This window comes from Marinactinospora thermotolerans DSM 45154 (assembly GCF_900167435.1).
GTDB lineage: Bacteria > Actinomycetota > Actinomycetes > Streptosporangiales > Streptosporangiaceae > Marinactinospora > Marinactinospora thermotolerans.
On the sequence record NZ_FUWS01000009.1, the window covers coordinates 244,171 to 268,522 of the forward strand.

The 24,352-nt window shown below is 71.5% G+C and carries 25 protein-coding genes; 17 read left to right on the top strand and 8 right to left on the bottom strand.

What is annotated here, in order from left to right; genetic code table 11:
* Positions 1 to 26: 26 nt before the first annotated feature.
* The 7 genes from B5D66_RS17260 to B5D66_RS17290 all read left to right on the top strand — a co-directional run bounded on the left by B5D66_RS17260 (position 27) and on the right by B5D66_RS17290 (position 5,439).
* Positions 27 to 359: a DUF2469 domain-containing protein gene (locus B5D66_RS17260; protein WP_078762779.1), complete on the top strand. Its 333-nt coding sequence runs from the start codon at positions 27 to 29 to the stop codon at positions 357 to 359.
* Between the two features lie 155 nt (positions 360 to 514).
* On the top strand, positions 515 to 904 hold the full coding sequence (locus tag B5D66_RS17265; protein ID WP_078762780.1) for a hypothetical protein: 390 nt from the start codon (positions 515 to 517) through the stop codon (positions 902 to 904).
* A gap of 126 nt (positions 905 to 1,030) precedes the next feature.
* Entirely contained in the window at positions 1,031 to 1,411 is a 381-nt protein-coding gene (locus B5D66_RS17270) for a YraN family protein (protein WP_078762781.1), read from the top strand.
* Positions 1,412 to 2,947, top strand: coding sequence for a YifB family Mg chelatase-like AAA ATPase (locus B5D66_RS17275; protein ID WP_078762782.1), 1,536 nt, complete (start codon positions 1,412 to 1,414; stop codon positions 2,945 to 2,947). It abuts the gene before it with no gap.
* Positions 2,944 to 4,089: a DNA-processing protein DprA gene (gene dprA, locus B5D66_RS17280; RefSeq protein ID WP_078762783.1), complete on the top strand. Its 1,146-nt coding sequence runs from the start codon at positions 2,944 to 2,946 to the stop codon at positions 4,087 to 4,089. The genes B5D66_RS17275 and dprA overlap by 4 nt, the downstream gene beginning before the upstream one ends.
* 43 nt (positions 4,090 to 4,132) lie before the next feature.
* A complete protein-coding gene (locus tag B5D66_RS17285; RefSeq protein WP_078762784.1) occupies positions 4,133 to 4,495 on the top strand; it encodes a RidA family protein in 363 nt (120 codons plus the stop codon).
* Entirely contained in the window at positions 4,492 to 5,439 is a 948-nt protein-coding gene (locus B5D66_RS17290) for a tyrosine recombinase XerC (protein ID WP_078762785.1), read from the top strand. The genes B5D66_RS17285 and B5D66_RS17290 overlap by 4 nt, the downstream gene beginning before the upstream one ends.
* Here the strand turns inward: B5D66_RS17290 and B5D66_RS17295 are convergent.
* A complete protein-coding gene (locus B5D66_RS17295) occupies positions 5,402 to 5,977 on the bottom strand; it encodes a murein hydrolase activator EnvC family protein (RefSeq protein WP_144390179.1) in 576 nt (191 codons plus the stop codon). The genes B5D66_RS17290 and B5D66_RS17295 overlap by 38 nt on opposite strands.
* A gap of 311 nt (positions 5,978 to 6,288) precedes the next feature.
* On the opposite strand from B5D66_RS17295, the gene rpsB reads away from it, so the two are divergent.
* The 5 genes from rpsB (at position 6,289) to B5D66_RS17320 (ending at position 10,592) form a co-directional block, all read left to right on the top strand.
* Complete coding sequence (gene rpsB, locus B5D66_RS17300) at positions 6,289 to 7,170, top strand: 30S ribosomal protein S2 (RefSeq protein ID WP_078762787.1); 882 nt, start codon at positions 6,289 to 6,291, stop codon at positions 7,168 to 7,170.
* An 81-nt stretch (positions 7,171 to 7,251) separates the two neighbouring features.
* The gene (gene tsf / locus B5D66_RS17305; protein WP_078762788.1) at positions 7,252 to 8,088 is read left to right on the top strand and encodes a translation elongation factor Ts; all 837 of its coding nucleotides are present in this window, start codon (positions 7,252 to 7,254) and stop codon (positions 8,086 to 8,088) included.
* A gap of 131 nt (positions 8,089 to 8,219) precedes the next feature.
* Complete coding sequence (gene pyrH / locus B5D66_RS17310) at positions 8,220 to 8,984, top strand: UMP kinase (protein WP_078762789.1); 765 nt, start codon at positions 8,220 to 8,222, stop codon at positions 8,982 to 8,984.
* A gap of 42 nt (positions 8,985 to 9,026) precedes the next feature.
* Positions 9,027 to 9,584, top strand: coding sequence for a ribosome recycling factor (gene frr / locus B5D66_RS17315; protein WP_078762790.1), 558 nt, complete (start codon positions 9,027 to 9,029; stop codon positions 9,582 to 9,584).
* Between the two features lie 141 nt (positions 9,585 to 9,725).
* Positions 9,726 to 10,592, top strand: coding sequence for a phosphatidate cytidylyltransferase (locus B5D66_RS17320; RefSeq protein WP_078762791.1), 867 nt, complete (start codon positions 9,726 to 9,728; stop codon positions 10,590 to 10,592).
* A gap of 62 nt (positions 10,593 to 10,654) precedes the next feature.
* On the opposite strand, the gene B5D66_RS17325 is transcribed toward B5D66_RS17320, so the two are convergent.
* The 3 genes from B5D66_RS17325 to B5D66_RS17335 all read right to left on the bottom strand — a co-directional run bounded on the left by B5D66_RS17325 (position 10,655) and on the right by B5D66_RS17335 (position 13,617).
* Entirely contained in the window at positions 10,655 to 11,890 is a 1,236-nt protein-coding gene (locus B5D66_RS17325; protein WP_078762792.1) for an MFS transporter, read from the bottom strand.
* Positions 11,887 to 12,444: an ArsR/SmtB family transcription factor gene (locus B5D66_RS17330; RefSeq protein WP_078762793.1), complete on the bottom strand. Its 558-nt coding sequence runs from the start codon at positions 12,442 to 12,444 to the stop codon at positions 11,887 to 11,889. Before B5D66_RS17330 ends, B5D66_RS17325 begins: the two co-directional genes overlap by 4 nt.
* Positions 12,445 to 12,531: 87 nt before the next feature.
* Complete coding sequence (locus tag B5D66_RS17335) at positions 12,532 to 13,617, bottom strand: suppressor of fused domain protein (RefSeq protein ID WP_078762794.1); 1,086 nt, start codon at positions 13,615 to 13,617, stop codon at positions 12,532 to 12,534.
* Between the two features lie 179 nt (positions 13,618 to 13,796).
* Between B5D66_RS17335 and rlmN the strand changes: the two genes are divergently transcribed.
* The 3 genes from rlmN to B5D66_RS17350 are packed head-to-tail and all read left to right on the top strand — an operon-like array spanning position 13,797 to position 16,578.
* Positions 13,797 to 14,894 carry a dual-specificity RNA methyltransferase RlmN gene (gene rlmN / locus B5D66_RS17340; RefSeq protein WP_078762795.1) on the top strand — a complete coding sequence of 366 codons (1,098 nt, stop codon included), beginning with the start codon at positions 13,797 to 13,799 and terminating at the stop codon, positions 14,892 to 14,894.
* Between the two features lie 32 nt (positions 14,895 to 14,926).
* Positions 14,927 to 16,108 carry an N-methyl-L-tryptophan oxidase gene (gene solA / locus B5D66_RS17345; protein ID WP_078762796.1) on the top strand — a complete coding sequence of 394 codons (1,182 nt, stop codon included), beginning with the start codon at positions 14,927 to 14,929 and terminating at the stop codon, positions 16,106 to 16,108.
* A complete protein-coding gene (locus B5D66_RS17350; protein WP_078762797.1) occupies positions 16,105 to 16,578 on the top strand; it encodes a VTT domain-containing protein in 474 nt (157 codons plus the stop codon). The genes solA and B5D66_RS17350 overlap by 4 nt, the downstream gene beginning before the upstream one ends.
* A 120-nt stretch (positions 16,579 to 16,698) precedes the next feature.
* Here the strand turns inward: B5D66_RS17350 and B5D66_RS17355 are convergent, their stop codons facing one another.
* Positions 16,699 to 17,196 (bottom strand): Lrp/AsnC family transcriptional regulator, encoded by a 498-nt coding sequence (locus B5D66_RS17355; protein WP_078762798.1) that lies wholly within the window; start codon positions 17,194 to 17,196, stop codon positions 16,699 to 16,701.
* A gap of 111 nt (positions 17,197 to 17,307) precedes the next feature.
* Positions 17,308 to 18,918 (bottom strand): PucR family transcriptional regulator, encoded by a 1,611-nt coding sequence (locus B5D66_RS17360; protein ID WP_078762799.1) that lies wholly within the window; start codon positions 18,916 to 18,918, stop codon positions 17,308 to 17,310.
* 208 nt (positions 18,919 to 19,126) lie between these two features.
* On the opposite strand from B5D66_RS17360, the gene B5D66_RS17365 reads away from it, so the two are divergent.
* Together B5D66_RS17365 and B5D66_RS17370 are read left to right on the top strand one after the other, a co-directional pair.
* Positions 19,127 to 20,422: an aspartate aminotransferase family protein gene (locus tag B5D66_RS17365; protein WP_078762800.1), complete on the top strand. Its 1,296-nt coding sequence runs from the start codon at positions 19,127 to 19,129 to the stop codon at positions 20,420 to 20,422.
* A 63-nt stretch (positions 20,423 to 20,485) separates the two neighbouring features.
* On the top strand, positions 20,486 to 21,985 hold the full coding sequence (locus B5D66_RS17370) for a CoA-acylating methylmalonate-semialdehyde dehydrogenase (protein WP_078762801.1): 1,500 nt from the start codon (positions 20,486 to 20,488) through the stop codon (positions 21,983 to 21,985).
* A 243-nt stretch (positions 21,986 to 22,228) separates the two neighbouring features.
* Here B5D66_RS17370 and B5D66_RS17375 read toward each other — a convergent pair whose 3' ends face one another.
* Both B5D66_RS17375 and gabT read right to left on the bottom strand, forming a co-directional pair.
* On the bottom strand, positions 22,229 to 22,468 hold the full coding sequence (locus B5D66_RS17375) for a hypothetical protein (protein ID WP_078762843.1): 240 nt from the start codon (positions 22,466 to 22,468) through the stop codon (positions 22,229 to 22,231).
* 394 nt (positions 22,469 to 22,862) lie between these two features.
* On the bottom strand, positions 22,863 to 24,209 hold the full coding sequence (gabT, locus tag B5D66_RS17380; protein WP_078762802.1) for a 4-aminobutyrate--2-oxoglutarate transaminase: 1,347 nt from the start codon (positions 24,207 to 24,209) through the stop codon (positions 22,863 to 22,865).
* Between the last annotated feature and the right edge of the window lie 143 nt (positions 24,210 to 24,352).

Sequence of the window (24,352 nt, forward strand, 5' to 3'; positions counted from 1 at the left end):
AGTGCACGACGAAAGCGAGCGGTTGAATGAGTTCTGAGGACCTGGAGAAGTACGAAGCCGAGATGGAGCTCCAGCTCTATCGCGAATACCGTGACGTCGTCGGGTTGTTCAGCTACGTGGTCGAGACCGAACGTCGGTTCTACCTGACCAACCACGTGGACCTGCAGCCGCGCACGACGGACACCGGCGAGATGTACTTCGAGGTGACGATGCAGGACGCGTGGGTCTGGGACATGTACCGCCCGGCCCGTTTCGTCAAGAACGTTCGCGTCGTGACGTTCAAGGACGTCAACGTCGAGGAGATCACCAAGAGCGATCTCGAGGTGCCCGCCGCCGGGCAACCGGGCTCCCAGAGCTGAGAACCGCGCCGGTCTCGGAGCGCCGGACGCGGTACGGGGATGCGAGAAGGCCCGCGGAGGTCCACTCCGCGGGCCTTCCGCGCGCTCGGGATGTTGTGCCGGTGGCGCATCGGGTAGGGCGGGAGTGATCCGACCGCACGATCGGGAGGCGACCGATGCAACGCGACCAGCCCGGATCCGACTCCGGTCACCGCAACCAGGTGCGTGACGAACCACTGCCCACGGCGCCCGACGACGCGCCGGGAACCGAGGCCGTGCGGCGCAACGAGGAGCTCGGCGCGCGCGGGGCCGTCCCCCAGCCGCCGGTCACACCGGGGCCGGCCACCGCCGGTGGCGCCCCCCACCGGCCCGAACGGATAGCGGGGGACGTCCCGGCAGCGGACGCCCCGCAGGACGCGCCCGAGGTCCGGGCGGTCCGCGGCGAGCCCGAACAGGACGGCGCCGATTGGCGCGTCGCGGATGTCGCCAACGCGGTCCGCGGGCGTCCCGACGGCGAGGTCGACACCCGGCCGCAACAGCCCGCCACGGGGACCGAGACGCCCTGACCCCGGCCCGGCCGGTCCACCCGGTTCGGATGACCGGCCGGACCGTCCCACCTCTGTCCACAGGGCGCGGATCGCGGTGGAGAACCCCCTCCTCCCGGCCCACCCTGGAAGACGGAGGTGGTCGGTATGGCCCGTGGTCCCATCCACACCGCACAGGAACTCGGTCGCCGTGGCGAGGAGCTCGCCGCGGCGCATCTTCGACGCTGCGGGATGCGCATCCTGGCGCGCAACTGGCGGTGCCCCGACGGCGAGCTCGACATCGTGGCGCGCCGTGGCCGCACCCTCGTCGTGGTCGAGGTCAAGACCCGGTCGGACGCCCGCTTCGGCACCCCTCTCGAAGCGGTCGATTCGCGCAAACGTCTACGTCTGCGCCTGCTCGCCCGTAGATGGGCCGACGAACACGGCGGGACCGCGATCGGCACCGTGCGTACCCGTGTCGACGTCGTCTCCGTGCTGGCCGGGAGCGGCGGCCGCTGGTTCCTCAAGCACCACCGGGGGGTGGCCTAGATGGGGCTGGCCCGCACCCGCTCCATCGCCCTGCTCGGCATCGAGGGCCACGAGGTCGAGGTCGAGGCCCACCTGGGTGGCGGGCCTGCGGGGCTCACCCTGGTCGGCCTGCCCGACACCGCCCTGCGCGAGGCGCGCGACCGTATCCGGGCCGCCATCCTCAACAGCGGCGAGTACTGGCCCGACGACCACATCACCGTCAGCCTCTCGCCCGCGAGTCTGCCCAAGCGCGGGAGCGCGTTCGACCTCGCCATCGCCACCGCGGTCCTGGGCGCCAACGGGGCGATACCCTCCGATGCGCTCCACGACACGGTGCTCCTCGGCGAACTCGGCCTGGACGGGCGGGCCCGCCCGGTCCCGGGTGTCCTGCCGTCGATCCTGGCCGCGGCCCACGCGGGACACACCCGGTTCACGGTCGCCCGCGGTAACGCCGCCGAGGCCCGGCTCGTCCCCGACGTCGAGGTCACGGCGGTCGGCTCGCTGGCCGAGCTCCTCGCGCTCCTGCGGGGCGGCCCTCTCCCGCCGCCGTGCGGGGACGAGCCGGACGGCGGCCCCGTCACGGCGCGGACCGGCTCCCCGCGCCCCGTTCCCGACCTCGCCGACGTGCTCGGGCAGCCGGTCGCCCGGCGCGCGGTCGAGATCTCGGCGGCCGGCGGGCACAACACCTTTCTCCTGGGACCTCCTGGGACCGGCAAGAGCCTGCTCGCCGAGCGCCTGCCCACCGTGCTGCCACGGCTCACCACGGACGAGGCCATCGAGGTCACGGCGATCCACTCGGTCGCCGGGACGCTTCCCCGCGACCGTCCCCTGATCACCGTCCCCCCGTTCTGCGCGCCCCACCACACCGCCACCCGGACCGCCATCGTGGGAGGCGGTGCCGGGCGGCTGCGGCCGGGGGCGATCTCACTGGCCCATCGCGGTGTGTTGTTCCTGGACGAGGCACCCGAGTTCGAACGCGGCGTCCTCGACTCCCTTCGCCAACCGCTGGAGACCGGCGAGGTCGTTATCGCCCGCGCCGCGGCCACCGCGCGCTTTCCCGCGCGCTTCCTGCTCGTCCTGGCCGCCAACCCCTGTCCCTGCGGCAAGTCGGGGCCGGCCTGCGTGTGTCCGGCCGCGCAGCGTCGGCGCTACCTGGCCCGGTTGTCGGGGCCCCTGATGGACCGGGTCGACATCAAGGCCCACCTCCAACCGGTCACCCGTGCCGAGCTCCTCGCCGACCGCGCCCTCGCCGAGTCCTCCGCGGCCGTCGCCGAGCGGGTGGCCGAGGCCCGCGAGCGTGCCACCCGGCGGCTGGCCGCCACCCCCTGGAACACCAACGCCGCGGTCCCGGGTGCCGAGTTACGCCGCATGTTCCCCCCGGCACCCGACTCCGTGCAGGTGCTGGGCCGGGCGTTGGACCGCGGCGAGATCAGCGCCCGGGGTGTCGACCGCGTGCTGCGGGTCGCCTGGACACTGGCCGACCTCGCCGGACGCGACACCCCCACCACGGCCGATGTCGGCTACGCGTTCGCCCTGTGGGCGGGGACGGCCCAATGAGCTCCACCGATTCCGAGGCGTCGGCCCGCGCCGCGATCACGGCCGTCGCCCAACCCGGCGATCCCGTCATGAGCGGGCTCCTCGCCCAGATGCCCGCTGTCGAGGTCTGGGCCGCCCTTCGCGCCCGTCGCGCTCTTCCCGCCCCGCCGGGCAAGGACGACGCGTCGCGGGCCGCCCACGACGCCCGGATGCGCCGTTGGCAGGAGGCCGCGGCCGGCACCGACCCCGACGACCTGGTGGCCCGCGCCGCCGACCTCGGTATCAGGTTGGTGCTCCCCGGCGAACCCGAGTGGCCCGGACAGCTCGACTCCCTGGCCGGCCGGCGACCGGTCGCGCTCTGGGTACGCGGAACCCGCGACCTCCGGCACTGCTGTCTACGGTCGGTGGCGGTGGTGGGCTCCCGCGCGGCCAGCGCCTACGGTCTGCACGTGGCGGGGGAGTTCGCCCACGGCCTCGCCGAACGAGGCTGGACGGTCGTCTCGGGGGGCGCCTACGGTATCGACGGCGCCGCGCACCGCGGCGCCCTGGCCACGGGCGGTCCCACGGTCGTCGTCCTCGCCTGTGGTCTCGACACCGACTATCCGCGGGGCCACGCGAACCTGTTCGCCGCGGCCGCCGAACGCGGTGTGCTCGTCAGCGAGCACCCGCCGGGCACCACTCCCACCCGGCACGGCTTCCTGGTGCGCAACCGTCTCATCGCGGCCCTCACCCCCGGTACCGTCGTCGTCGAGGCGGGCCTGCGCAGTGGCGCGGCCAGCACCGCCAAGCACGCGCGGGAACTGTGCCGGATGCTCATGGCGGTGCCCGGCCCCGTCACCTCCGCGCTCTCGGCCGGTTGCCATCGGCTGCTGCGCGACTGCCAGGCCGTGTGCGTCACCTGTGTCGCCGACATCATCGAGCAGGTCGGCCCCATCGGAGCCGACCTGTGTTCCGATGAGGGGACGGTCATCGGCTCCGAGGAACTCGATCCGTTGTCCCGGCGACTCCTGGAGGCGGTGCCGTCCCGTTCCGGAGGGGGGACCGCGACGATCGCCATGGGCGCGGGGGTCGACCTCGACACCGCGCTGCGCCACCTCGGCCTGCTCGCCGCGGGGGGTTTCGTGGAACGCGCCGGGGGCGGTTGGCGGTTGAGACGACCCTGACCGGTTCCGGTGGAGCATGTCCCGCTGGGGTTAGGGTGACGCCATGAGCAGCCTCTACAGTCCCAGTCTCCGCGCGGAGGGGGCACTCGTCTTCGTCTCGGGACAGGTCCCCTTGGCACCCGATGGGAGCGTCGCCGAGTGCGACGCCGTAGAACAGGCCCGCCAGGTCTTCCGTAACATCGAGGCCGCCCTGGCTCCGCACGGAGCGGATCTGCGACATCTGGTCAAGGTCACCTACTACCTGCGCCACATCGCCGACCTCGACGGCGTCCGTCAGGTCATCGGTGAGTTCCTCGTCCACGAGCCCCGTCCGGCGAGTACGTTGGTCGAGGTCAGCGGGCTCATCGACCCGCGCTACCTGATCGAGGTCGACGCCGTGGCCGCGCTGCCGGCGCCTTCGAGGTGAACGAGGAGCACGGGGAGGAACGGTCCCTCCACGCCGGTCCCCCGGGGGAGGGGGCCGCGGTCCTCGACGACTTCGTCCGGCATCTCGATGCCGAGCTCGGCCGTTCACCGCACACCGTGCGCGCCTACCTGGGGGATCTGCGCGACCTCCTCGGCTACCTCGACAGAGTCGGGACGCGCCTGGAGGAGCTCGACATCGCGGTGTTGCGGGCCTGGCTGGCCGACCTGCACGGGCGTGGGCTGGGGCGGGCCACGCTGGCCCGGCGGATCGCCGCGGCCCGGGTGTTCACCGCGTTCCTGCACCGCACCGGACGGCTCGACCACGATTTCGGTCGGCTGCTGGCCACGCCCAAGCGGCATCGTCCTCTTCCGGCGGTGCTCGACGAACGGCAGACCGCCGAGGCGCTCGCGCCCCTGCACGATGACGACGACGCCTCGCCCGCCGCGCTGCGACGTCAGGCGGTCGTCGAGGTGCTGTATGCGACCGGGATCCGGGTGGCCGAGTTGTGCGGCCTCGACGTCGACGACCTCGACGAGGAACGGGGAACCCTCCGCGTCCTGGGCAAGGGCGGGCGGGAGCGTGTGGTCCCGATCGGCCGTCCCGCGCTGGAGGCGTTGCGCCGCTGGCTGGGCGAGGGCAGACCGGCCTGGGCCGGACCGGACAGTGGAGCGGCGATGTTCCTCGGTGCCCGTGGCGGCCGGCTGGGCACCCGCACCGCCCGGCGCGACGTCCACGAGCGGATGTCGGCGGCCTCGCCCGAGACCGACACCGCTCCCCACGGGCTGCGGCACAGCGCCGCCACCCACCTGCTCAACGGGGGCGCCGACCTGCGCAGCGTGCAGGAGATCCTCGGGCACTCGTCGCTGGCGAGCACACAGATCTACACCCACGTCTCGATCGAGCGGCTCACCCGTGTCTACAACAGGGCGCATCCGCGGGCGTGAGCGCTCGCGCGGGCGCGGGAACGGAGGGCAGGAGACGGTGGCGTCCCCGGCCCACCAGGGCGAGCGGGTCGAGGTAGGCGTCCCCGTCCAGCAGGCCCCAGTGCAGACAGGGGTGTGCGCCGCAGTGCGGCGGTGAGGCCAAGAGGGTCCCGATGGGATCGCCTGGGGCCACGGGGGTCCCGGACTCGACCAGGGGCGTCACCGGCAGGTAGGTGGTGCGCAGCGAGCCGTGGGCGACGCTCACGACACCGGTGCCGGCGACCCGTCCGGCGAACGCCACCCGTCCCGCGCCCGCCGACCGGACCACCGCCCCGTCGTCGGTCAGGAGGTCGACGCCCCGGTGGCCGGCCGACCAGGGGGAGGGCGGGGCGACGAAGGGACGCAGCACCACGTGGGGAGCGTCGACGGGCCAGGCCCACGGACCGGTGTCCGCCACAGCGGGTGGGACGGCGGGCACGGCCGTCCAGGCCAGGAGCGAGGCCAGGAACAGCGCGATGGACGGAAACAGGCGGGCGGGCGGACGGCGTGTCAGGTTCACCCTTCCAGCCTGGAAGGTCGCGACCTGGGGCGCGACCCGGATCGCCCGGCTGTGGACGAGGGCCGTGGACCGACCGCGCCCAGGGTTCCTTGACAGGGGATGGGCGGCGGGCTAGAGGCGCCGGAGGGGCGGATCGGCGGTTAGAATCTTGTGGGGTCCAACGCGGACCACGCATCTCGCGCGTCCCCGCGCCTCCCAGGGAGGGGCCGGCTCTCACGGTCCGTACCGCCACGGCGGTACGGCGGATCGGCCGGGACGTCAGGAACAACCGGAGGCGGGTCCACCACCCGCCGAACAAGGAGGACCAAGTCATGGCCGCAGTCGTGACGATCCGCCAGCTCCTCGAGAGCGGCGTTCACTTCGGGCACCAGACCCGGCGCTGGAACCCGAAGATGAAGCGCTTCATCTTCACCGAGCGCAACGGCATCTACATCATCGACCTCCAGAAGTCGCTGTCCTACATCGACCGCGCCTACGAGTTCGTCAAGGAGACCGTCGCCCACGGTGGCACGATCCTCTTCGTCGGCACCAAGAAGCAGGCGCAGGAGGCCATCGACGAGCAGGCCCGCCGCGTCGGCATGCCCTTCGTCAACCAGCGCTGGCTGGGCGGCATGCTCACCAACTTCTCCACCGTCCACAAGCGGCTCCAGCGCCTCAAGGAGCTCGAGGAGATCGACTTCGACGACGTCGCCGCCTCCGGGCTCACCAAGAAGGAGCTGCTGGGCCTGCGCCGCGAGAAGGACAAGCTGGAGCGCACCCTCGGCGGTATCCGCGACATGTCCCGCGTCCCCAGCGCGGTGTGGATCGTGGACACCAAGAAGGAGCACATCGCGATCAGCGAGGCCCGGAAGCTGAACATCCCGGTCGTCGCCATCCTCGACACCAACTGCGACCCGGACGAGGTCGACTACCCGATCCCGGGCAACGACGACGCCATCCGCAGTGTCAGCCTGCTGACCCGCGTCGTCGCCGACGCGGTCGCCGAAGGCCTGCTGGCCCGCTCCGGCGCCGGGGCGGAGAAGTCGGCCGAGGAGCCGCTGGCCGAGTGGGAGCGGGAGCTCCTCGAGGGCAAGAGCGAGACCGAGGCCCCGGCCGAGGCGAAGGACGAGGCCCCGGCCGCCGAGGCGAAGGACGAGACCCCCGCCGCCGAGGCTCCGGCCGAGGCCGCCGAGGGCGAGACCCCGGCCTCCTGACGCCTGACGGCCCCCGCCCCTGACGGGCGGGGGCCGCGTCCTCCGCACCCGTCGACCCACTTCCAGGGATAGAGAACAGCAATGGCGAACTACACCGCCGCCGACGTCAAGAAGCTGCGCGAGCTCACCGGCGCCGGCATGATGGCCTGCAAGAAGGCCCTTGAGGAGTCCAACGGCGACTTCGAGAAGGCCGTCGAGATCCTGCGCGTCAAGGGCGCCAAGGACGTCGGCAAGCGCGCCGAGCGCACCGCCGCCAACGGCCTGATCGCGCTGCGCAGCGACAGCGAGACCTCCGCCGTCCTCGTCGAGCTCAACTGCGAGACCGACTTCGTCGCCAAGAACGACAAGTTCCAGAAGCTCGCCGCCGACATCGCCGAGTTCATCGACCGGACGAACCCGGCCGACGTCGCCTCGCTGCTGAGCGCCGAGTACGCCGACGGCAAGACCGTGCAGAAGGTCATCGAGGAGAACAGCGCCGTCATCGGCGAGAAGCTGGAGCTCCGCCGCTTCGCCAAGCTCGAAGGCGCCTTCGTCGCCAGCTACATGCACAAGTCCGACCCGGACCTGCCCCCGACCCTGGGCGTCCTGGTCGAACTGGACAAGGCCAACCCCGAGGTCGCCAAGGACCTGGCCCAGCAGATCGCCGCGCTCGCCCCGAAGTACGTGAGCAGGGACGAGGTCCCCGCCGACGTGGTCGAGAACGAGCGTCGCATCGCCGAGGCCACCGCCCGCGAGGAGGGCAAGCCCGAGCAGGCCCTGCCCAAGATCGTCGAGGGCCGTGTCAACGGTTTCTTCAAGGACGTCACGCTGCTCGGCCAGCCGTTCGTCAAGGAGAACAAGAAGACCGTCCAGAAGGTCGTCGAGGAGGCCGGTGTCACCGTCCGCCGCTTCGTCCGCTTCAAGGTCGGCCAGGCCTAAGGGTTTGACATGATGGAGGTGCCGGGGAGGTCTATCCCCGGCACCTCCGCTGGATAAGGCGCGTTTTCTCCCGAGACCCGGGGAGCCGCCTTGCACTACCACTCGGGGGAACCAGAAGGAGGCCGACCGCCGTGTCCGAGAACGAGGCGCACAGCGCCAACGGACCAGCCATGCACGACACGGGCTGGAAGCGCGTCGTACTGAAGCTGTCAGGAGAGGCGTTCGCCGGCGGCGAGCAGCTCGGCATCGATCCCGGGGTCGTCCAGTACGTCGCCGACGCGATCGCCGCCGCGGTGTCCGAGGGCATCGAGGTCGCCGTCGTCGTCGGCGGGGGCAACATGTTCCGTGGCGCGGAGATGTCCGAGCGCGGTATGGAGCGCGGCCGCGCCGACTACATGGGCATGCTCGGCACCGTCATCAACTGCCTCGCCCTCCAGGACTTCCTGGAGCGCCTCGGCGTGGACACCCGTGTCCAGACCGCCATCCACATGAGCCAGGTGGCCGAGGCCTACATCCCGCGGCGCGCCATCCGGCACCTGGAGAAGGGCCGTGTCGTCATCTTCGGCGCCGGTCTCGGCGCGCCCTTCTTCTCCACCGACACCACCGCCGCGCAGCGCGCCCTGGAGATCGGCGCGCAGGCGGTGCTCAAGGGGACGCAGGTCGACGGCGTCTACGACGCCGACCCGCGCCGCACCCCCGGCGCGGTCAGGTTCGACCGCCTCGACTACAACGAAGTGCTCACCCGCGGGCTGAAGGTCATGGATGCCACTGCGGTGAGCCTGTGCATGGACAACGGTCTGCCGATCGTGGTCTTCGACCTCATGGGCCAGGGCAACATCGTCCGCGCGGTCCGGGGCGAGAAGATCGGCACGATCGTGTGTCCCGCGGACAGCTGACCTCAGACCTCAACCGACGCATCGCGACACACGGGAGCCGAAATGATCGAAGAGACCCTCCTCGAAGCCGAGGAGAAGATGGAAAAGGCCGTCGCGGTGGCCAAGGAGGACTTCGCCTCCATCCGGACCGGTCGCCCCACTCCGGCGACCTTCAACCGGATCACCGCCGAGTACTACGGTGCCCCGACTCCCATCAACCAGCTCGCATCGTTCGCGGTTCCCGAGCCCCGCATGGTCGTCATCTCCCCGTTCGACAAGGGGTCGATGCAGGCCATCGAGAAGGCGATTCGCGAGAGCGACCTGGGGGTCAACCCGGCCAACGACGGCAACATCATCCGTGTGGTCTTCCCCGAGCTGTCGGAGGAGCGCCGCAAGGAGTACGTGAAGGTCGTGCGGACCAAGGCCGAGGAGGGCAAGGTCTCGATCCGTAACGTCCGCCGGCACGCCAAGGACGCGCTGGACAAGGCCGTCAAGAACGGCGACATCGGCGAGGACGAGGGGCGTCGCGCCCAGGAGGAGCTGGACGAGCTCACCCACAAGTACGTCGGCGCGATCGACGAGCTCCTCAAGCACAAGGAATCCGAACTCCTCGAGGTCTGATCCTTGTTCAGATTCGAGTCCGCATTGGACGAGGGCGGTGGGAAGGGCGTCCCGACCGCGGTGCCGGCGGAACCCGCCCTGAAGAATTCGGTGGGGTCATCGCCACGTGGCTCCGCGGAAGCGGACGGAGCCCCAACGCCTATGCCGAGAGACGACAAGCGAAGGTTCGCCCTGCGCAAGCGTGACGGCCAGCCGATCAAGGCGGGACGTAACCTGCCGCTCGCGGTGGGCTCAGGGGTGGCGCTCGGAGCGCTCGTCCTGTTGTCCATCTTCCCGTTCCCGGCCGGTTTCGTACTGATCGCCTCGATCGCGGTTCTGGTCGGGTTGCGGGAGCTGAACAGGGCGTTCGCCTCGCGTGACATCCGCCTGGCCCTCCTGCCGGTGGCCGTGGGCGGCGTGGCGATGCAGGCGGCGGCCTACTTCGGCGGTCCGGCGTGGCTGGTGGGCACCCTCGCGATCACGGTCATCGTCGCGCTGTCGTGGCGGCTGCGCGGCGGGGCCGACGGGTACGTCCGTGACGCGACGGCGACGGTGTTCGCCGCCGTCTACCTGCCGGTCCTGCTGGGAACGTGGCTGTTGCTGCTGGCGACCCCTGATGACGGACGGGCGCGGTTGATCGTCTTCATCATCGTCACGATCAGCAGCGACATCGGCGGCTACTTCGCTGGCATCACCGCGGGGCGGCACAAGATGGCGCCCACGATCAGCCCGAACAAGACCTGGGAGGGCTTCGCGGGCTCGGTGGTGGGGTGCATGATCGCCGGCGCCCTCACGGTCTGGCTGATGCTGGACGGGCCGGTGTGGGCCGGGATCGCGCTCGGAGTGGCCGTGGTGCTCGCGGCGACGGTCGGCGACCTGATCGAGTCCCTGGTCAAGCGCGATCTCGGGATCAAGGACATGGGGCGTTTCATGCCGGGGCACGGCGGGTTGCTGGACCGGGTGGACTCCCTGTTGGTGGCCGGTCCGGTGGCCTGGGTGGTGCTGACCCTGTTGGTGCCGGCGGGGTGAGCGAACGGAAGCGGAGGGGCTGGACGCGGGCGTCCAGCCCCTCCGGTCTTTTCCGGCCCGGTTCAGTCACGGGCGAGTGAGCGTACGCCGGGGACGGCGAGGGTCGCGAGGGTGGCGACGATGAGCAGCGCGGCCATGCCCAGCAGGGTGGTGTCGGTGCCGAGGCGGTGCGCGATGGGCCCGGCCACCATCTCCCCGACGGGCATCGCCAGGAACGAGCCGAGCGCGTCATAGGAGTAGACCCGGGCGAGCCGGTCGGAGGGGATGTTCTGTTGGAGGGAGACCTCCCAGGCCACCCCGAACTGCTCGGTGGCCATGCCGACGAAGAACATCAGCGGCAGCAGCAGGGGGACGTGGGGCGCCTCGGCGAGCGCCACCAGGGGAAGCGCCTCCAGCAGGATCAACGCGACGCCGAAGCGCAGCGCGTGGCGGGGCTGCCAGCGCGCCGCGAGCACGCCGCCGATGAGAGCGCCCGCCCCCTGGAGACCGAGGATCAGCCCCCACGCGCCGCTGCCGAAGGACGAGGAGGCGACGCCGGTGCCCAGGACGACGACACCGCCCGATATCACCGCGTTGACCACCGTGAACTGCGCCACCACGCTCCACACCCACGAACGCGAGGTGAACTCCCGCCAGCCTTCGAGGAGGTCGCGCAGGACGCCGCCGCGCTGATGGGCGGGGGCGGTGGGGCCGGGCGTCGCCGGCAGGCGCAGCAACGCGAAGCAGAGGCCGGCCGCGCAGAACAGCGCCGCGTTGCCGGCGAGGGCCCATCCGGGGCCGGCCAGGCCGGCGGCGGCGCCCCCCAGTGACATCCCGACCGTCATCCCCAGTTGGACGCCGACGCGGACCAGGGCGTTGGCCGGTCGAAGGAGTGCCGCGGGGACCGTCTGGGGGGTGAGCGCGGCCGCCGCGGGCAGTCCCGCGGCGGCCGCGGCTCCGTTGACCAGGCTGAGCAGCACCAGGAGGGGCAGCGAAGCGGCGTCGAGCAGGACCGCGGCGGCCAGACCGGCCTGGGACAGCGCGGCGAGCCCGCACGCTCCCTGCATGATGAGCGCCCGGGGCAGGCGGTCGGCGAGCACACCGCCGAACAGCAGCAGGGCGACGTTGGCGAGCGAACGAGCGCCGACGACCAGGCCGAGGTGCACGATGGAGCCGGTGACCTCCAAGACGGCGAACCCGAGCGCGATGGTCGTGACGCTGTTGGCCAGGTACATCAGGAGGCGGCCCAGGGTGAGGGCGCGGAAGGCGCCGACACGCAGGGGCGCGAGGACGCCGGTGTCCTCGGACAGGGCGTTCACTCTCGGTCCCGGGCGGGAGGCGGGGGCGGGGTGTCGTCCATCTCGAACATCAGCAGGCTGGTGCTGACGTGGACGGTGCCGGGGGTGTGCGGGGGGCGGGCGGCCTCGTGCAGCTCGCTCATGAGCGAGCCGACCCGCTCGCGCAGGTTCTGCCAGCTCGTGGGGTCGATCCACAGGTCGGCGTCGGTCAGGGTGCTGCGGGTTCCCGGGCGCTGCCGGGCGGCGCGCCGCCGCATCTCCTCGGCCATCGCCGAGGCGAGAAGCCGGTGTTCGCCGGGGTCGCGGATGTCGATCCGCTCGCCCGACTCGGGGGCGTGGCGGTACCGGCGCGCCCGGCCGCCGCGGACCTCGACCTCCTCGCAGACCTCTACCAGGCCCGCGTCGCGTAGGCGGCGCAGGTGGTAGCTGACGTTGGCCTGGGTCTCGCCGAGCTCGCGGGCCGCCTCGGCCGCGCTCATCGCCGTTCCGGTCAGCAGTGACAGCAGCCGTAGTCGCAGGGGGTGGGCGAGCGTGCGCAGGCCGCGCGCTCCGAGTGGGGGAGGGGACGGGCTCATGGGAGCAGCATGGACGGGCCCGCGTCAACCGTCAAAGGAATATTTGGGGGTAGATCCGGAGAGGGAAAGCCGTCGTGGGGGAAAGGCTCAGCCCAGGACCCAGCTCCGCCCCTCGGCCGCGAGCTTGGCGATGAGGGTGGCGGCGTCGTGCTCCTTGGCGAACAGATGCTCGGGGCGGGTGATCGGCACCACCCACAGCCACCGGACCGGATCACCGTGGAAGCGCAGTCCCGAGGTGTCGGGGGGCGGCGCCCAGCTCGGACCGGCCAGCACCGAGGGATCGGACACGAGCAGCACCGCGGTGAAGTCGCCGCGCAGCGGTGGCTCCTCCGGATCCACCAGCCACTTCACGGTGTGCCCCGGACCGAACCAGGTGACCGCGCGCCAGGGGAAGGTCCCCAACCACCGGAAGATCCGGGCCGCCACGTGCGCCGGCAGGGTGGTGGCCAAGGCCAGCTCGATGCGGGCGTGCTGCGAGGTGTCGGCCATGTAGCGGTCGAGGGTGGGCATCCGTTGGCCGCACATGCCCACCGTGCTGAGCACGGTGTAGGGCCGATCGGGGGTCGTCGGCCGCTCCGACACCCGTATCAGCGGCGGATGGCCGTCGGAGACGTCCCAGTAGTGCCCGGCCGGCCCCACCGTCCTGGTCAGATGGGTGAACACGTTGCGCTGCACGGTGCGCCAGGCATTGGGAGAGGAGCGCCACTCCCAGTAGGCCTCGGCGTGTACCACGCGCGGCCACAGCTGGGCGGCGACGTCGTCCAGCGCCCAGGCGTAGGCGCTGCGCCCGACCGCCTCACGGGCGAACCCGGGCAGCCCCCGGTCGGCCTCGGCCCAGCCGGGGATGATCGCCAGCAGCCCGTCGCCGTCGAACAACGCGACCCCGTCCCCCTCCTCGAACCACACGACGCGCAGGCTCTCCGGAGCCAGGCGGGGACGCCCCTGCGGATGTTTGGTGTGCCGCGCCGGCATCAGCGGCGCCTGGCCGGGGAACAGCCCCACGGGCTCGTTCTCGTCGGGGGCCGGTTCGTGGTTGGCCAGCCACACGGGGACGCGGACCTCACCGCGCGGGTCGAGGAGGTAGGCGGCGCTGGTGCGCGCGTCCTCCTCGACGACGACTCTGCGGCTGCGGTAGGGGCTGACCTGGTCGAGGAGGACGCGGACTTCGGACACCGAACCTCCTCGTCGTTCACCGCCGTCGCACGACGCCACCCGAGCGGCGCATAGTATGGACATCGTGCCCGTTCCGGCGGCACCGCAGCGTAACCGCGATCACGCCGTATCCGGCCCTAAACTACCGCGAACCGCCGCTTCGCCGCCGCCCTTCGTCTCTCCGCGATCTGGATCCACTCATGCCTGCCGAGCTCACCTTCGTCGCACCGCGCCGGGCCAAGCCGCCCCGGCACCTCGCCGATCTCACCCCCGACGAGCGCAGCGCCGTGGTCGCCGAGCTCGGGGAGAAGCCCTTCCGCGCCAAACAGCTCGCCAAGCACTACTTCGGGCACCTCGAGTCCGACACCGCGCGGATGACGGATCTGCCCGCCTCGTCGCGCGAGCGCCTGGGCGAGGCGCTGTTGCCGCAGCTGCTCACCCCGGTGCGCCACGTCACCTGTGACAACGGCATGACCCGCAAGACCCTCTGGCGGGCCTTCGACGGCGTGTTGTTCGAGTCGGTGCTCATGCGCTACCCCGACCGCGTCACGCTGTGCGTGTCCTCCCAGGCCGGCTGCGGCATGAACTGTCCGTTCTGCGCCACCGGCCAGAACGGTCTCACCCGTAACCTGTCGACCGGAGAGATCGTCGACCAGATCGTCTCCGTCGCCCGCGACCTGGCCCGTGGCGAGGTGTCGGGCGGTCCGGGACGCATCAGCAACATCGTGTTCATGGGCATGGGCGAGCCCCTGGCCAACTACAAGCGGGTGCTCGACGCGGTCCGGCGCATCACCGACCCGGTACCCGGGGGGCTGGGCATCTCCCAACGGGGCGTCACCGTCTCGACGGTGGGGCTGGTCCCGGCGATCGAGAAACTGATCGCCGAGCGTCTCCAGGTCCGGCTCGCGGTCTCCCTGCACGCCCCCGACGACGAGCTGCGCGACGAGCTCGTCCCGGTCAACAACCGGTGGAAGGTCGCCGAGGTCCTCGACGCGGCGTGGCGCTACGCCGCGACGACCGGCCGCCGCGTCTCCATCGAGTACGCCCTGATCCGCGACATCAACGACCAGGCCTGGCGCGCCGACCTGCTCGGTCGCCTCCTGGCGGGGAACCTGGTCCACGTCAACCTGATCCCGCTCAACCCCACCCCCGGCTCCAAGTGGACCGCCTCGCGACCCGAGGACGAGCGCGAGTTCGTCCGCCGGCTCCAGGCCCACGGCGTCCCCGTCACCGTCCGCGACACCCGGGGACAGGAGATCGACGGCGCCTGCGGACAGCTCGCCGCGGCCGAGAACTGACCTTCCCCGTCCCCGCCCAGGAGCAGCAGGCCATGTCGCAGACCGCCGATGTCGTCGTCGTCGGTCTGGGCGCCATGGGCGCCCAGACCCTGTGGAGACTCGCCCGCCGGGGCGTCGACGTTCTCGGTGTCGAGCGTTTCGAACCCGGTCACGCCCACGGATCCAGCCACGGCGAGTCCCGGATCATCCGCACCGCCTACCTGGAGGGGGCCGACTACGTACCGCTCGCCCTGGGCGCCTGGGAGGCGTGGGCGGAACTGTCGGCCGAGACCGGAGCCGAACTGGTGACCCGGTGCGGCGGGCTGGTGCTGGGACGCGCGCACGACCCCTCCGTGGCCGGGACGCTGGCCTCGGCCCGGGCGCGCGGTCTGCGCCACGAACGCCTGGACGCGGCCGAGCTGTCCCGCCGCTTCCCCCGCCATCTACTGGAGGCCGACCAGGTCGGGGTGTTCGAGGAGGCGGCGGGGGTCGTACGCCCCGAGGCGGCCATCCGGGCCGCGGTCGACGCCGCGCGGGCCGCGGGCGCGCGGGTGCGCACGGGCTGCGCCGTCACCCGCATCGTCCCCGACCCCGACCGGCCCCGGGTCGTCGTCGGCGACACCGAGATCCGGGCCCGGCACGTGGTCGTCACCGCGGGGGCGTGGACGTCCCGGCTCCTGCCCGACCTCGCCGCCCCGTTGCACGTCGAGCGGCGCGTGCTGGCCTGGTTCCCGGTGGACGACCCCGCGGCGTTCACCCCTGACCGCTTCCCGGTGTTCATCCGGGACGAGCCCGACGGTACGACCTGGTACGGCTTCCCCAGCCTCGACGGCGCGACCGTCAAGATCGCCGTCCACGCCGACGCCGCGGCCGGGCCGGGCGCGCAGCGCGGCGAACCCGCCGACCCCGACGAAGGGCCCCGACGTCCCGACGCCGCCGACGCCGCCCGCATGCGGCTGCTGGCGGAGCGGATCCGGGGGCTGGGCGGCGATCCCGTCCGGATGTCGGCGTGCATGTACACGATGACCCCCGACGAACACTTCGTCATCGGCTCCCGGCCCCACCTACCCGGCCTGACGGTGGCGGCGGGCTTCTCCGGGCACGGCTACAAGTTCGCCTCGATCATCGGCGTGGCCCTGGCCGACCTCGCCGAGACGGGCCGCACCTCGCTGCCGATCGGCCTGTTCGATCCGGCTCGCCCGGCGGTGGCGGGGAGCCTCGGCGCGGCCGGGTGACCGAGAGCGCGCTGGCCTTCCTCTTCGGACTGCTCTCGGCGCTGATCCCGGTCCTCAACGTCGAGGTCTACCTGGTGGGCGCCGCCGCGTTGCTCGGCGACGGCGCGCTCTCGGCCATGGCGGTGGCGGCCGGTGCCGGCCAGACGCTCGGCAAGATCGCCTACTACTACCTGGGCCGCGGCGCGCTCGACCTCGCCTGGCTGCGACGCAGGGGCGAGAAGAAGATCGGCACGTGGAGCCGGCGCCTGCAGCGCTGGCAGGAGAAGGCGGAGGGACGGCCGGTATGGACCGCGGCGCTGGTGGCGGTCAGCTCCTTCTCCAGCATCCCGCCGTTCATGGTGGTCTCGGTGTTCGCCGGTATGGCGCGGATGCCGGTGTGGGCGTTTGCGACCGTGACGATGGCGACCCGGACCGCGCGTTTCCTGATTCTGGTCCACGCGCCGGGGGCGGCGTCGGCCCTGCTGCGGTGAAGGGCGGGCGACGGCGGTCACGCCACTCGGGGGCGAAGCGCGACCGCCATCGCGTGAAAGAGGACGTCTGGACCGCCGAAGGGGTTTACCGGCGCTTTGCCGGAGGCTGACGCGGTCCGGTCAGCGCGTGCCCCAGGCATAGGTCTGTTTGCGCAGCTTCAGATAGAGGAAACTCTCCGTGGCGGTCACGGTGGGGATCGCCCGGACACGGTTGAGGATCTCCAGCAGCCGTTCGTCGTCCTCGGCCACGACCTCCACCAGCAGGTCGAAGGAGCCCGCGGTGATGACCACGTAGTCGACCCCGTCCAGGTCGCAGACCTCGTCGGCCACCCTGTCGAGGTCACCGTTGCAGCGGACGCCGATCAAGGCCTGACGGTTGAACCCCAGCATCATCGGGTCGGTGACCCCCACGACCTGGATCACCCCCGCCTCCAGCAGCCGTTGCACCCGCTGGCGTACCGCGGCCTCGGAGAGCCCCACCGCCTTGCCGATGGCGGCGTAGGAGCGCCGGCCGTCCTGCTGGAGCTGTTCGATGATGCGCTTGGCGGTGTCGTCGAGCCCGATCGCGCCGGCGCCGTTCCTGCGCGCCGCAGCCGGCGTGCCCGCCTGGTCCGTCACTTGTCCTCCACTGCCGCCTGCGCCGGTGCCCGTCACCAGCCCCGGTCGGTCCTCGCTGTTCGGAGCGGCAACGGATGCCAACCTACTCCACGGGTGCGCCTGTCCCCGACGTCACGATCTCAACCCGCCGCGGACCGAGTCCAGGGACAACAACGCGACGTGGAGTGACAGGCAGGTCTCCACCGAGTCCAGGTCGACGTCGAGGACCCGGGAGATCCGGCGGAGCCGCTCGTAGAAGGCGGGGCGCGACAGATGGGCGCGGGAGGCGGCCAGCGCCTTGTTGCGTCCCGCCGCCAGGTAGTGGCGCAGCATCGCGGTGAGGTCGGCGTTGTGACGGGCGTCGTAGGCCAGGAGCGGCCCGAGCTCGCGCTCGACGTAGGTCTGCAGCCGCTCGTCGTCCCGCAGGAGGTGCAGCAACCCCCGCAGGTGCAGGTCGGGAAGCCGGTAGTAGGGGCGCTCGTCGTTCTGCCGCACGGCCACGTCACCCACCTGACGCGCCTCCAGGAACGACCGGCGTACGTCGCGGATGTCCTCACTGGGCGAACCGGCCGCGATCACCACCCCCTCGCCGGTCCGCTCGCGGATGCGCCTGGCCAGCCGTTCCAGGCAGGGGTCCGCGGTCTCGTCCGTGGGCAGCGACAACAGGACGCCCACGCGCAGGTCGTCCAGTGAGCCCACCAGCGCGGGGAGCCGGAGCTCGCGGCAGGCACGCGCGGCACCCTCGGCGGTGTCGGCCAGACGGGCCTGGGCGGCCAGACCGGTCCCGGCCTCGCGCAACCGCAGCACCAGTCCGACCAGTCCGGTCCCGGACAGCGGCACGCCCACGGCCCGGGCGCGCACCAGTGCCTCTTCGGGGTCGGAGTAGGCGCGGTCGATGATGCCGGCGATGATCGTCTGGTGCGTCTGACGCTCCAGCCCCTCCTGGTGGCGCTCCAGCAACCGTCCCAGCGCGAGCGTGGCGGCGGCGCGTTCGACCAGCACCGTCTGGAGCGGACCGGGGGAGGCCCCACAGATGAGGATGAGCCGGCCCCAGTCCTGTCCGCGCGCGCCGACCATCGTGACCAGCCAGCCCGTGGCGGGGTCGTGCACGGTGCGGGCGGAGGAGACGACGCCGCGGGACCGGTTCTCCCACGCGGTCAGCAGGATTCCGGGGTCCTCTCCGTTGAGGTCGCAGGCCAGCATCTGGTGGTTGAGGTTCTCCAGCACCACCGGGCAACCCGAGGACTGCGCCACCTCGGCGAGGACCTGTTCGGGCCGGGCCCCCTCGACCGACAGCTCGGTGAACACCGCGTGCAGCCGTTCGGATTCGCGCAGCTCCTCCAGTTGCTCGTTGACGACCCGGCTGTGCACCGCCTCGGTGATCTCGACGAACCGGGCCTCGCGGTCCAGGGAGACGACCGGGACACCGACGTCCCGGGCGGCCTCCAGCAGGGCCCCGGGAAGGACCGAGTGGTACTTGCGACCGAGTTCGACGGCGATGCCGCTCACCCCGACGGCCGCGAGGTCGGTGACGTAGCGGCGTAGCGCGGCGGGGTCGTCGGGCATCGCGATCCCGGTGGTCAAGACGAGCTCCCCGCCACGGAGCAGGTGGGCCAGGTCGGTGACCTCGGCGATGTGGACCCAGCGCACGGTGCGGTCGAGGTGCTCGGCACCCACGACGACCCTGGGGCGCGCGCGCTGGAGCGGTGGCAGGCGGAGCACGTCGGCCAGGGTGGGCAACACGTCGTCAGTGTAGTGGCGGCATGTCAGGCGGAAGGGGCCTCCTCCTTACAGGTTGCAAAGGCCGGGGTGGGCGCTGGGCGCCCACGGCGGCGGAATCGGGCGACGACGACGCGGATTCCAAGCCGGATTGACAGTCTGTCAACTCGCCGGAGCCGAAACCGACACCCCGCACCTGGCGAAGGCCGGCGACAGCGGTGAGACTTGGGTCATGTCGGATCTGCTCGCACGTCACCGCGCGGTCATGCCCTCATGGCTGGCCCTCTACTACGACAACCCCATCGAGATCGTCACCGGCAAGGGGAACCGGGTCACCGACGCCGACGGTGTCACCTACCTCGACTTCTTCGCCGGCATCGTCACCAACATGCTCGGCTACGACGTCGCCGAGGTGCGTGAGGCGGTGGAGCGCCAGCTCGCCCGAGGTGTCGCGCACACCTCCACGCTCTACCTCCTGCGCGGCCAGGTCGAGCTGGCCGAGAAGATCGCCCGGCTGTCGGGCATCCCCGACGCCAAGGTCTTCTTCACCAACTCCGGTACCGAGGCCAACGAGACGGCACTGCTGTTGGCGACCTGCGCGCGCGGTTCCGACCAGGTCCTGGCCATGCGCAACAGCTACCACGGTCGCTCCTACGGGACGATCGCGGTCACCGGCAACCGCGGCTGGAAGAACTCCTCGCTGTCCCCGCTCAACGTCCACTACCTGCACGGCACCGACCGCGACCATCCGGCCTTCCGCGGGATGGGCGACGAGGAGTACGTCGAGGTGTGCGTGGCCGACCTGCGGGACGTCCTCGCCACCGCGACCGCCCCCGACGTCGCCTGTCTGATCGCCGAGCCGGTGCAGGGGGTGGGCGGGTTCGCCATGGCCCCCGAAGGGCTGTTCGCCGCCTACAAGGAGGTCCTGGACGAGCACGGGATCCTGTTCGTCTCCGACGAGGTGCAGACCGGTTGGGGGCGTACCGGATCGCACTTCTGGGGGATCGGCGCCCACGGCGTCGTTCCCGACGCGATGACGTTCGCCAAGGGGCTGGGGAACGGGTTCGCGATCGGCGGGGTGGTCGCCCGCGGCGACCTCATGGACGGACTGCCCGCCAATGGGGTCGCGACCTTCGGCGGCAACCCCGTCTCCACCGCCGCGGCCAACGCGACCCTGGACTACCTGCTCGACCACGACCTGCAGGCCAACGCCGCGCGCCTGGGGCCGGTACTGCTGGACGGGCTGCGGCCGCTCGCCGCCTCGCTCGCCACGGTCGGCGCGGTGCGCGGTCGCGGCCTGATGTTCGCGGTGGACATGGTCGAGCCCGACAGCGGCGAACCCAGCCCGCGCCTGGCCGCCGCGGTCCTGGAGGAGACCCGCCGGCGTGGCCTGCTCATCGGCAAGGGGGGCCTGCACGGCCACACCCTGCGCATGGCTCCCCCGATGACGCTCAGTGAGGAGGAGGCCCGCGAGGGGCGGGACATCCTGGTCGAGGCCATCACCGCGGTCGACGCCGCCGCCCGCTGACCCCCACCGCCCGGCCCGAACGCCGCGGGCCGGGCACCCCACCGAGAAACGGAGAAGGATCCCTTGAGCAAGCACGTCACGCACTGGATCGGCGGCCGGTCCCACACCGGACCCGCCCGTCGTCGCGGTGACATCTATGATCCGGCGACCGGCGCCGTCACGGGCACCGTCGACCTCGCCGGCGGGGCCGAGGTCGACGCGGCGGTCGCCGCCGCCGTCGAGGCCTTCCCGGCCTGGCGCGACGCCTCGCTGTCCCGGCGCACCTCGGTGCTGTTCCGGTTCCGGGAGCTGTTGCACGCCGGCGCCGACGAGCTCGCCCGCCTCATCAGCTCCGAGCACGGCAAGGTGGTCTCCGACGCGGCCGGCGAGATCGCTCGCGGGCTGGAGGTGGTGGAGTTCGCGTGCGGCATCCCGCACCTGCTCAAGGGGGGGTACTCGGAGAACGTCTCCACCCGGGTGGACGCCTTCTCCGTCCTGCAGCCCCTGGGCGTGGTCGCCGCGGTGTCGCCGTTCAACTTCCCGGCGATGGTGCCGATGTGGACCTTCCCGGTCGCGATCGCGTGCGGCAACACCTTCGTGCTCAAACCGAGCGAGAAGGACCCCTCCGCGGCGAACTTCCTCGCGGGTCTGTGGGCCCGTGCCGGCCTTCCCGACGGGGTGTTCAACGTCGTGCACGGCGACGGGGAGGCGGTGACGGCCCTCATGGAGCATCCGGACGTCAAGGCGGTGAGCTTCGTCGGGTCCACACCGATCGCCCGCCACGTCTATGAGACCGCGGCCCGACACGGAAAGCGTGTCCAGGCGCTCGGCGGGGCGAAGAACCACATGGTGGTCCTTCCCGACGCGGATCTCGACCTCGCGGCCGACGCGGCGGTGTCGGCGGCGTTCGGCTCGGCGGGGGAGCGGTGCATGGCGATCTCCGCGATCGTCGCGGTCGAGCCGGTCGCCGACGCGCTGGTGGAGCGCGTCCGGGAACGCGCGGCCCGGCTGAGGGTCGGCCCCGGGCACGACGAGCGCAGTCAGATGGGGCCGCTGGTGACCGGAGCGCACCGTGACAAGGTCGCCTCCTACCTGGAGTCCGGCGTGCGCGAGGGGGCGACACTGGCTCTCGACGGCCGCGTGCACCCGGTGGTCGGGGGGAGCCCCGAGGGGTTCTGGCTGGGACCGTCGCTGCTGGACCATGTCACGCCCGAGATGAGCTGCTACCGCGACGAGATCTTCGGCCCGGTGCTGTCGGTGCTGCGTGTTCCCGACTACGACGCCGCGCTGGAGCTGGTCAACGCCAGTCCCTATGGCAACGGGGCGGCGGTCTTCACCAGGGACGGTGGCGCGGCGCGGCGCTTCCACAACGAGGTCGAGGTGGGGATGGTCGGCGTCAACGTGCCGATCCCGGTGCCGATGGCCTACTACTCCTTCGGCGGGTGGAAGGAGTCGTTGTTCGGCGATTCGCACGCGCACGGTACCGAGGGAGTGCACTTCTACACCCGGACCAAGGCCGTCACCACGCGCTGGCCGGGCTCCGGACAGGGCGGGGTGAATCTGGGGTTCCCGACGAACGGCTGAGCCGTGAACGTCGGAATCGGGAAGAGTTCGCCTACTTAAGGTCCCCGGACCGCTACACGCAGTATCGTGGTGTGTGGTTCCCGCTGGGCGGTCGTGGCCGCGCGGTGGTGGGAGCGTTGTGAGCACACCGGGATGGCGCGCTCAATTCCCCTCCTCCCCCCATGGAAGCGGGCGCGCCGTGAAGAGCGCTCCGGGTCCTCATCTCCCCCTGGACCCGGAGCGCTCGCTCGCGCGGTGACGGCGCTAGTGCATCGCGAACGCGCGGGCGCGCGTGGCGTGGGCGACCGCGATTCCGGCGCACTCGTCGCATCCGTAGACGCCACTGCCGTCGGGGAGTTCTCCCAGCGGGCAGCGGGGCCGGGGCCACCTCACATGGCAGATGGCGCAGGCGTCTCCCATGAGCTGCGCGGTCGTGAGAGCGTCCGGGTCAAAGATGTATGTTTTGTCGCTTGTGTCCGCATTCGTTGTGCCGCGATCGCACATGATGCTCAGACCGCTCAACGTCCTTGCTCCCCCCGTGGTTTAGGACAGTCTGGCGGGCCAATAGTTATCGGCTCTTTATTCAACCAGATGTGTATGGAATCCGGAATGGCTCGGGCCGATTTCTGTGACGGTCAGCATGGAGATAATAACTCTACGTAGCGACAAAGCGAACATGTCCCCCGAGTTCTTTACCTTCTGCGGTGCATGTCCATAATGTCTGCTCGGATTATGGAGAGGCGCCGTGTGATGCCACGGCTACGGTGCTGGGTTTCGGGCACCCATCACGCAGCGTACTCCCCATCGAGCTCATCGTGCAGAAACGCCGCGGGCCCGTGTCCCCACCAGGGGACACGGGCCCGCGGAACGACCGTCGCGAAGACCTACGGGGCGGCGGCTACAGCCGGGCGAAGGCCTCGGCCAGAATGTCCAGCCCCTCGTTGAGCAGGTCGTCGCCGATCACCAGCGGCGGCAGCATCCGGATGACGTTGCCGTAGGTGCCGGCGGTCAGCAGCACGAGGCCCTGGGAGTGGCAGTAACGGACGATCTCGGCGAGCGCCGCGGTGTTGGGGGTCTTGTCGCCGGCCCCCGCCACCAGCTCGATCGCGATCATCGCGCCACGGCCGCGGACATCGCCGATGATGTCGTAGCGCTCGGCCAGGGCGCGCAGGCGCGACAGCATCGTCTCGCCGATGGCGCGGGCCCGCTCCACCAGCTTCTCCGACTCGATGGTCTCCAGCGCGGCGAGGGCGGCGGCGCACGCGGCCGGGTTGCCGCCGTAGGTGCCGCCCAGGCCGCCACCGTGCACCGCGTCCATCAGCTCCGCCCGCCCGGTCACCGCGGCCAGCGGGAGACCGCCGGCGATGCCCTTGGCCGTGGTGATCAGGTCCGGCACGATGCCCTCGTGGTCGCAGGCGAACATGTCACCGGTGCGGGCGAAACCGGTCTGCACCTCGTCGGCGATGAAGACGATGCCGTTCTCACGGCAGAACTCCACCAGGGCCGGCAGGAAGCCCGCGCCGGGCTCGATGAAGCCGCCCTCGCCCTGGATCGGCTCGATGAGCACCGCGGCCACGTTCTCGGCGCCGATCTGCTTGGTGATCTGCTCGATCGCCTGGGCGGCGGCCTGCGGACCGCACTCCTCGGCGCCGGTCGGCCAGCGGAACGGGTAGGCCATCGGCATCCGGTAGACCTCGCCGGCGAACGGACCGAACCCCTGCTTGTAGGGCATGTTCTTGGCGGTCAGCGCCATGGTGAGGTTGGTGCGGCCGTGGTAGGCGTGGTCGAACACGACGACGGCCTGGCGGCCCGTCGCGTTACGCGCGATCTTGACCGCGTTCTCCACGGCCTCGGCGCCGGAGTTCAGCAGGATGGAGCGCTTCTCGTGGTCGCCGGGGGTGATCCGGTTCAGCGCCTCACAGACGTCGACGTAGGCCTCGTAGGGGTTGACCATGAAGCAGGTGTGGGTGAACTTCGCGAGCTGCTCCTGGGCGCGGGCGACCACGAGCGGGTTGGCGTTGCCCACGTTGGTCACCGCGATGCCCGCGCCGAAGTCGATGAGCGCGTTGCCGTCGACGTCCTCGACGATGCCGCCGCCCGCGCGCTCCACGTAGACGGGGAGGGAGCTGCCCACGCCCTGGGCCACGGCCTTGAGGCGGCGTTCCTGCAGCGCGCGCGACTTCGGGCCAGGGATCTCGGTGACGATCCGGCGCTCCTGCGCGATCTCCGGGCCAGTGGTGGCCATAGGCCTGTCCTCCCTTATCGGTCTCGTCCAGATACGTGATACCTGGTCAACAGGGCCGACCCTATGGCCGCGCCGGTCCACTGGTTATCGCCGCGGTGGATAAGATTGGGAGTCTGACTTGGCCATTTCGGCCGAGACGATCC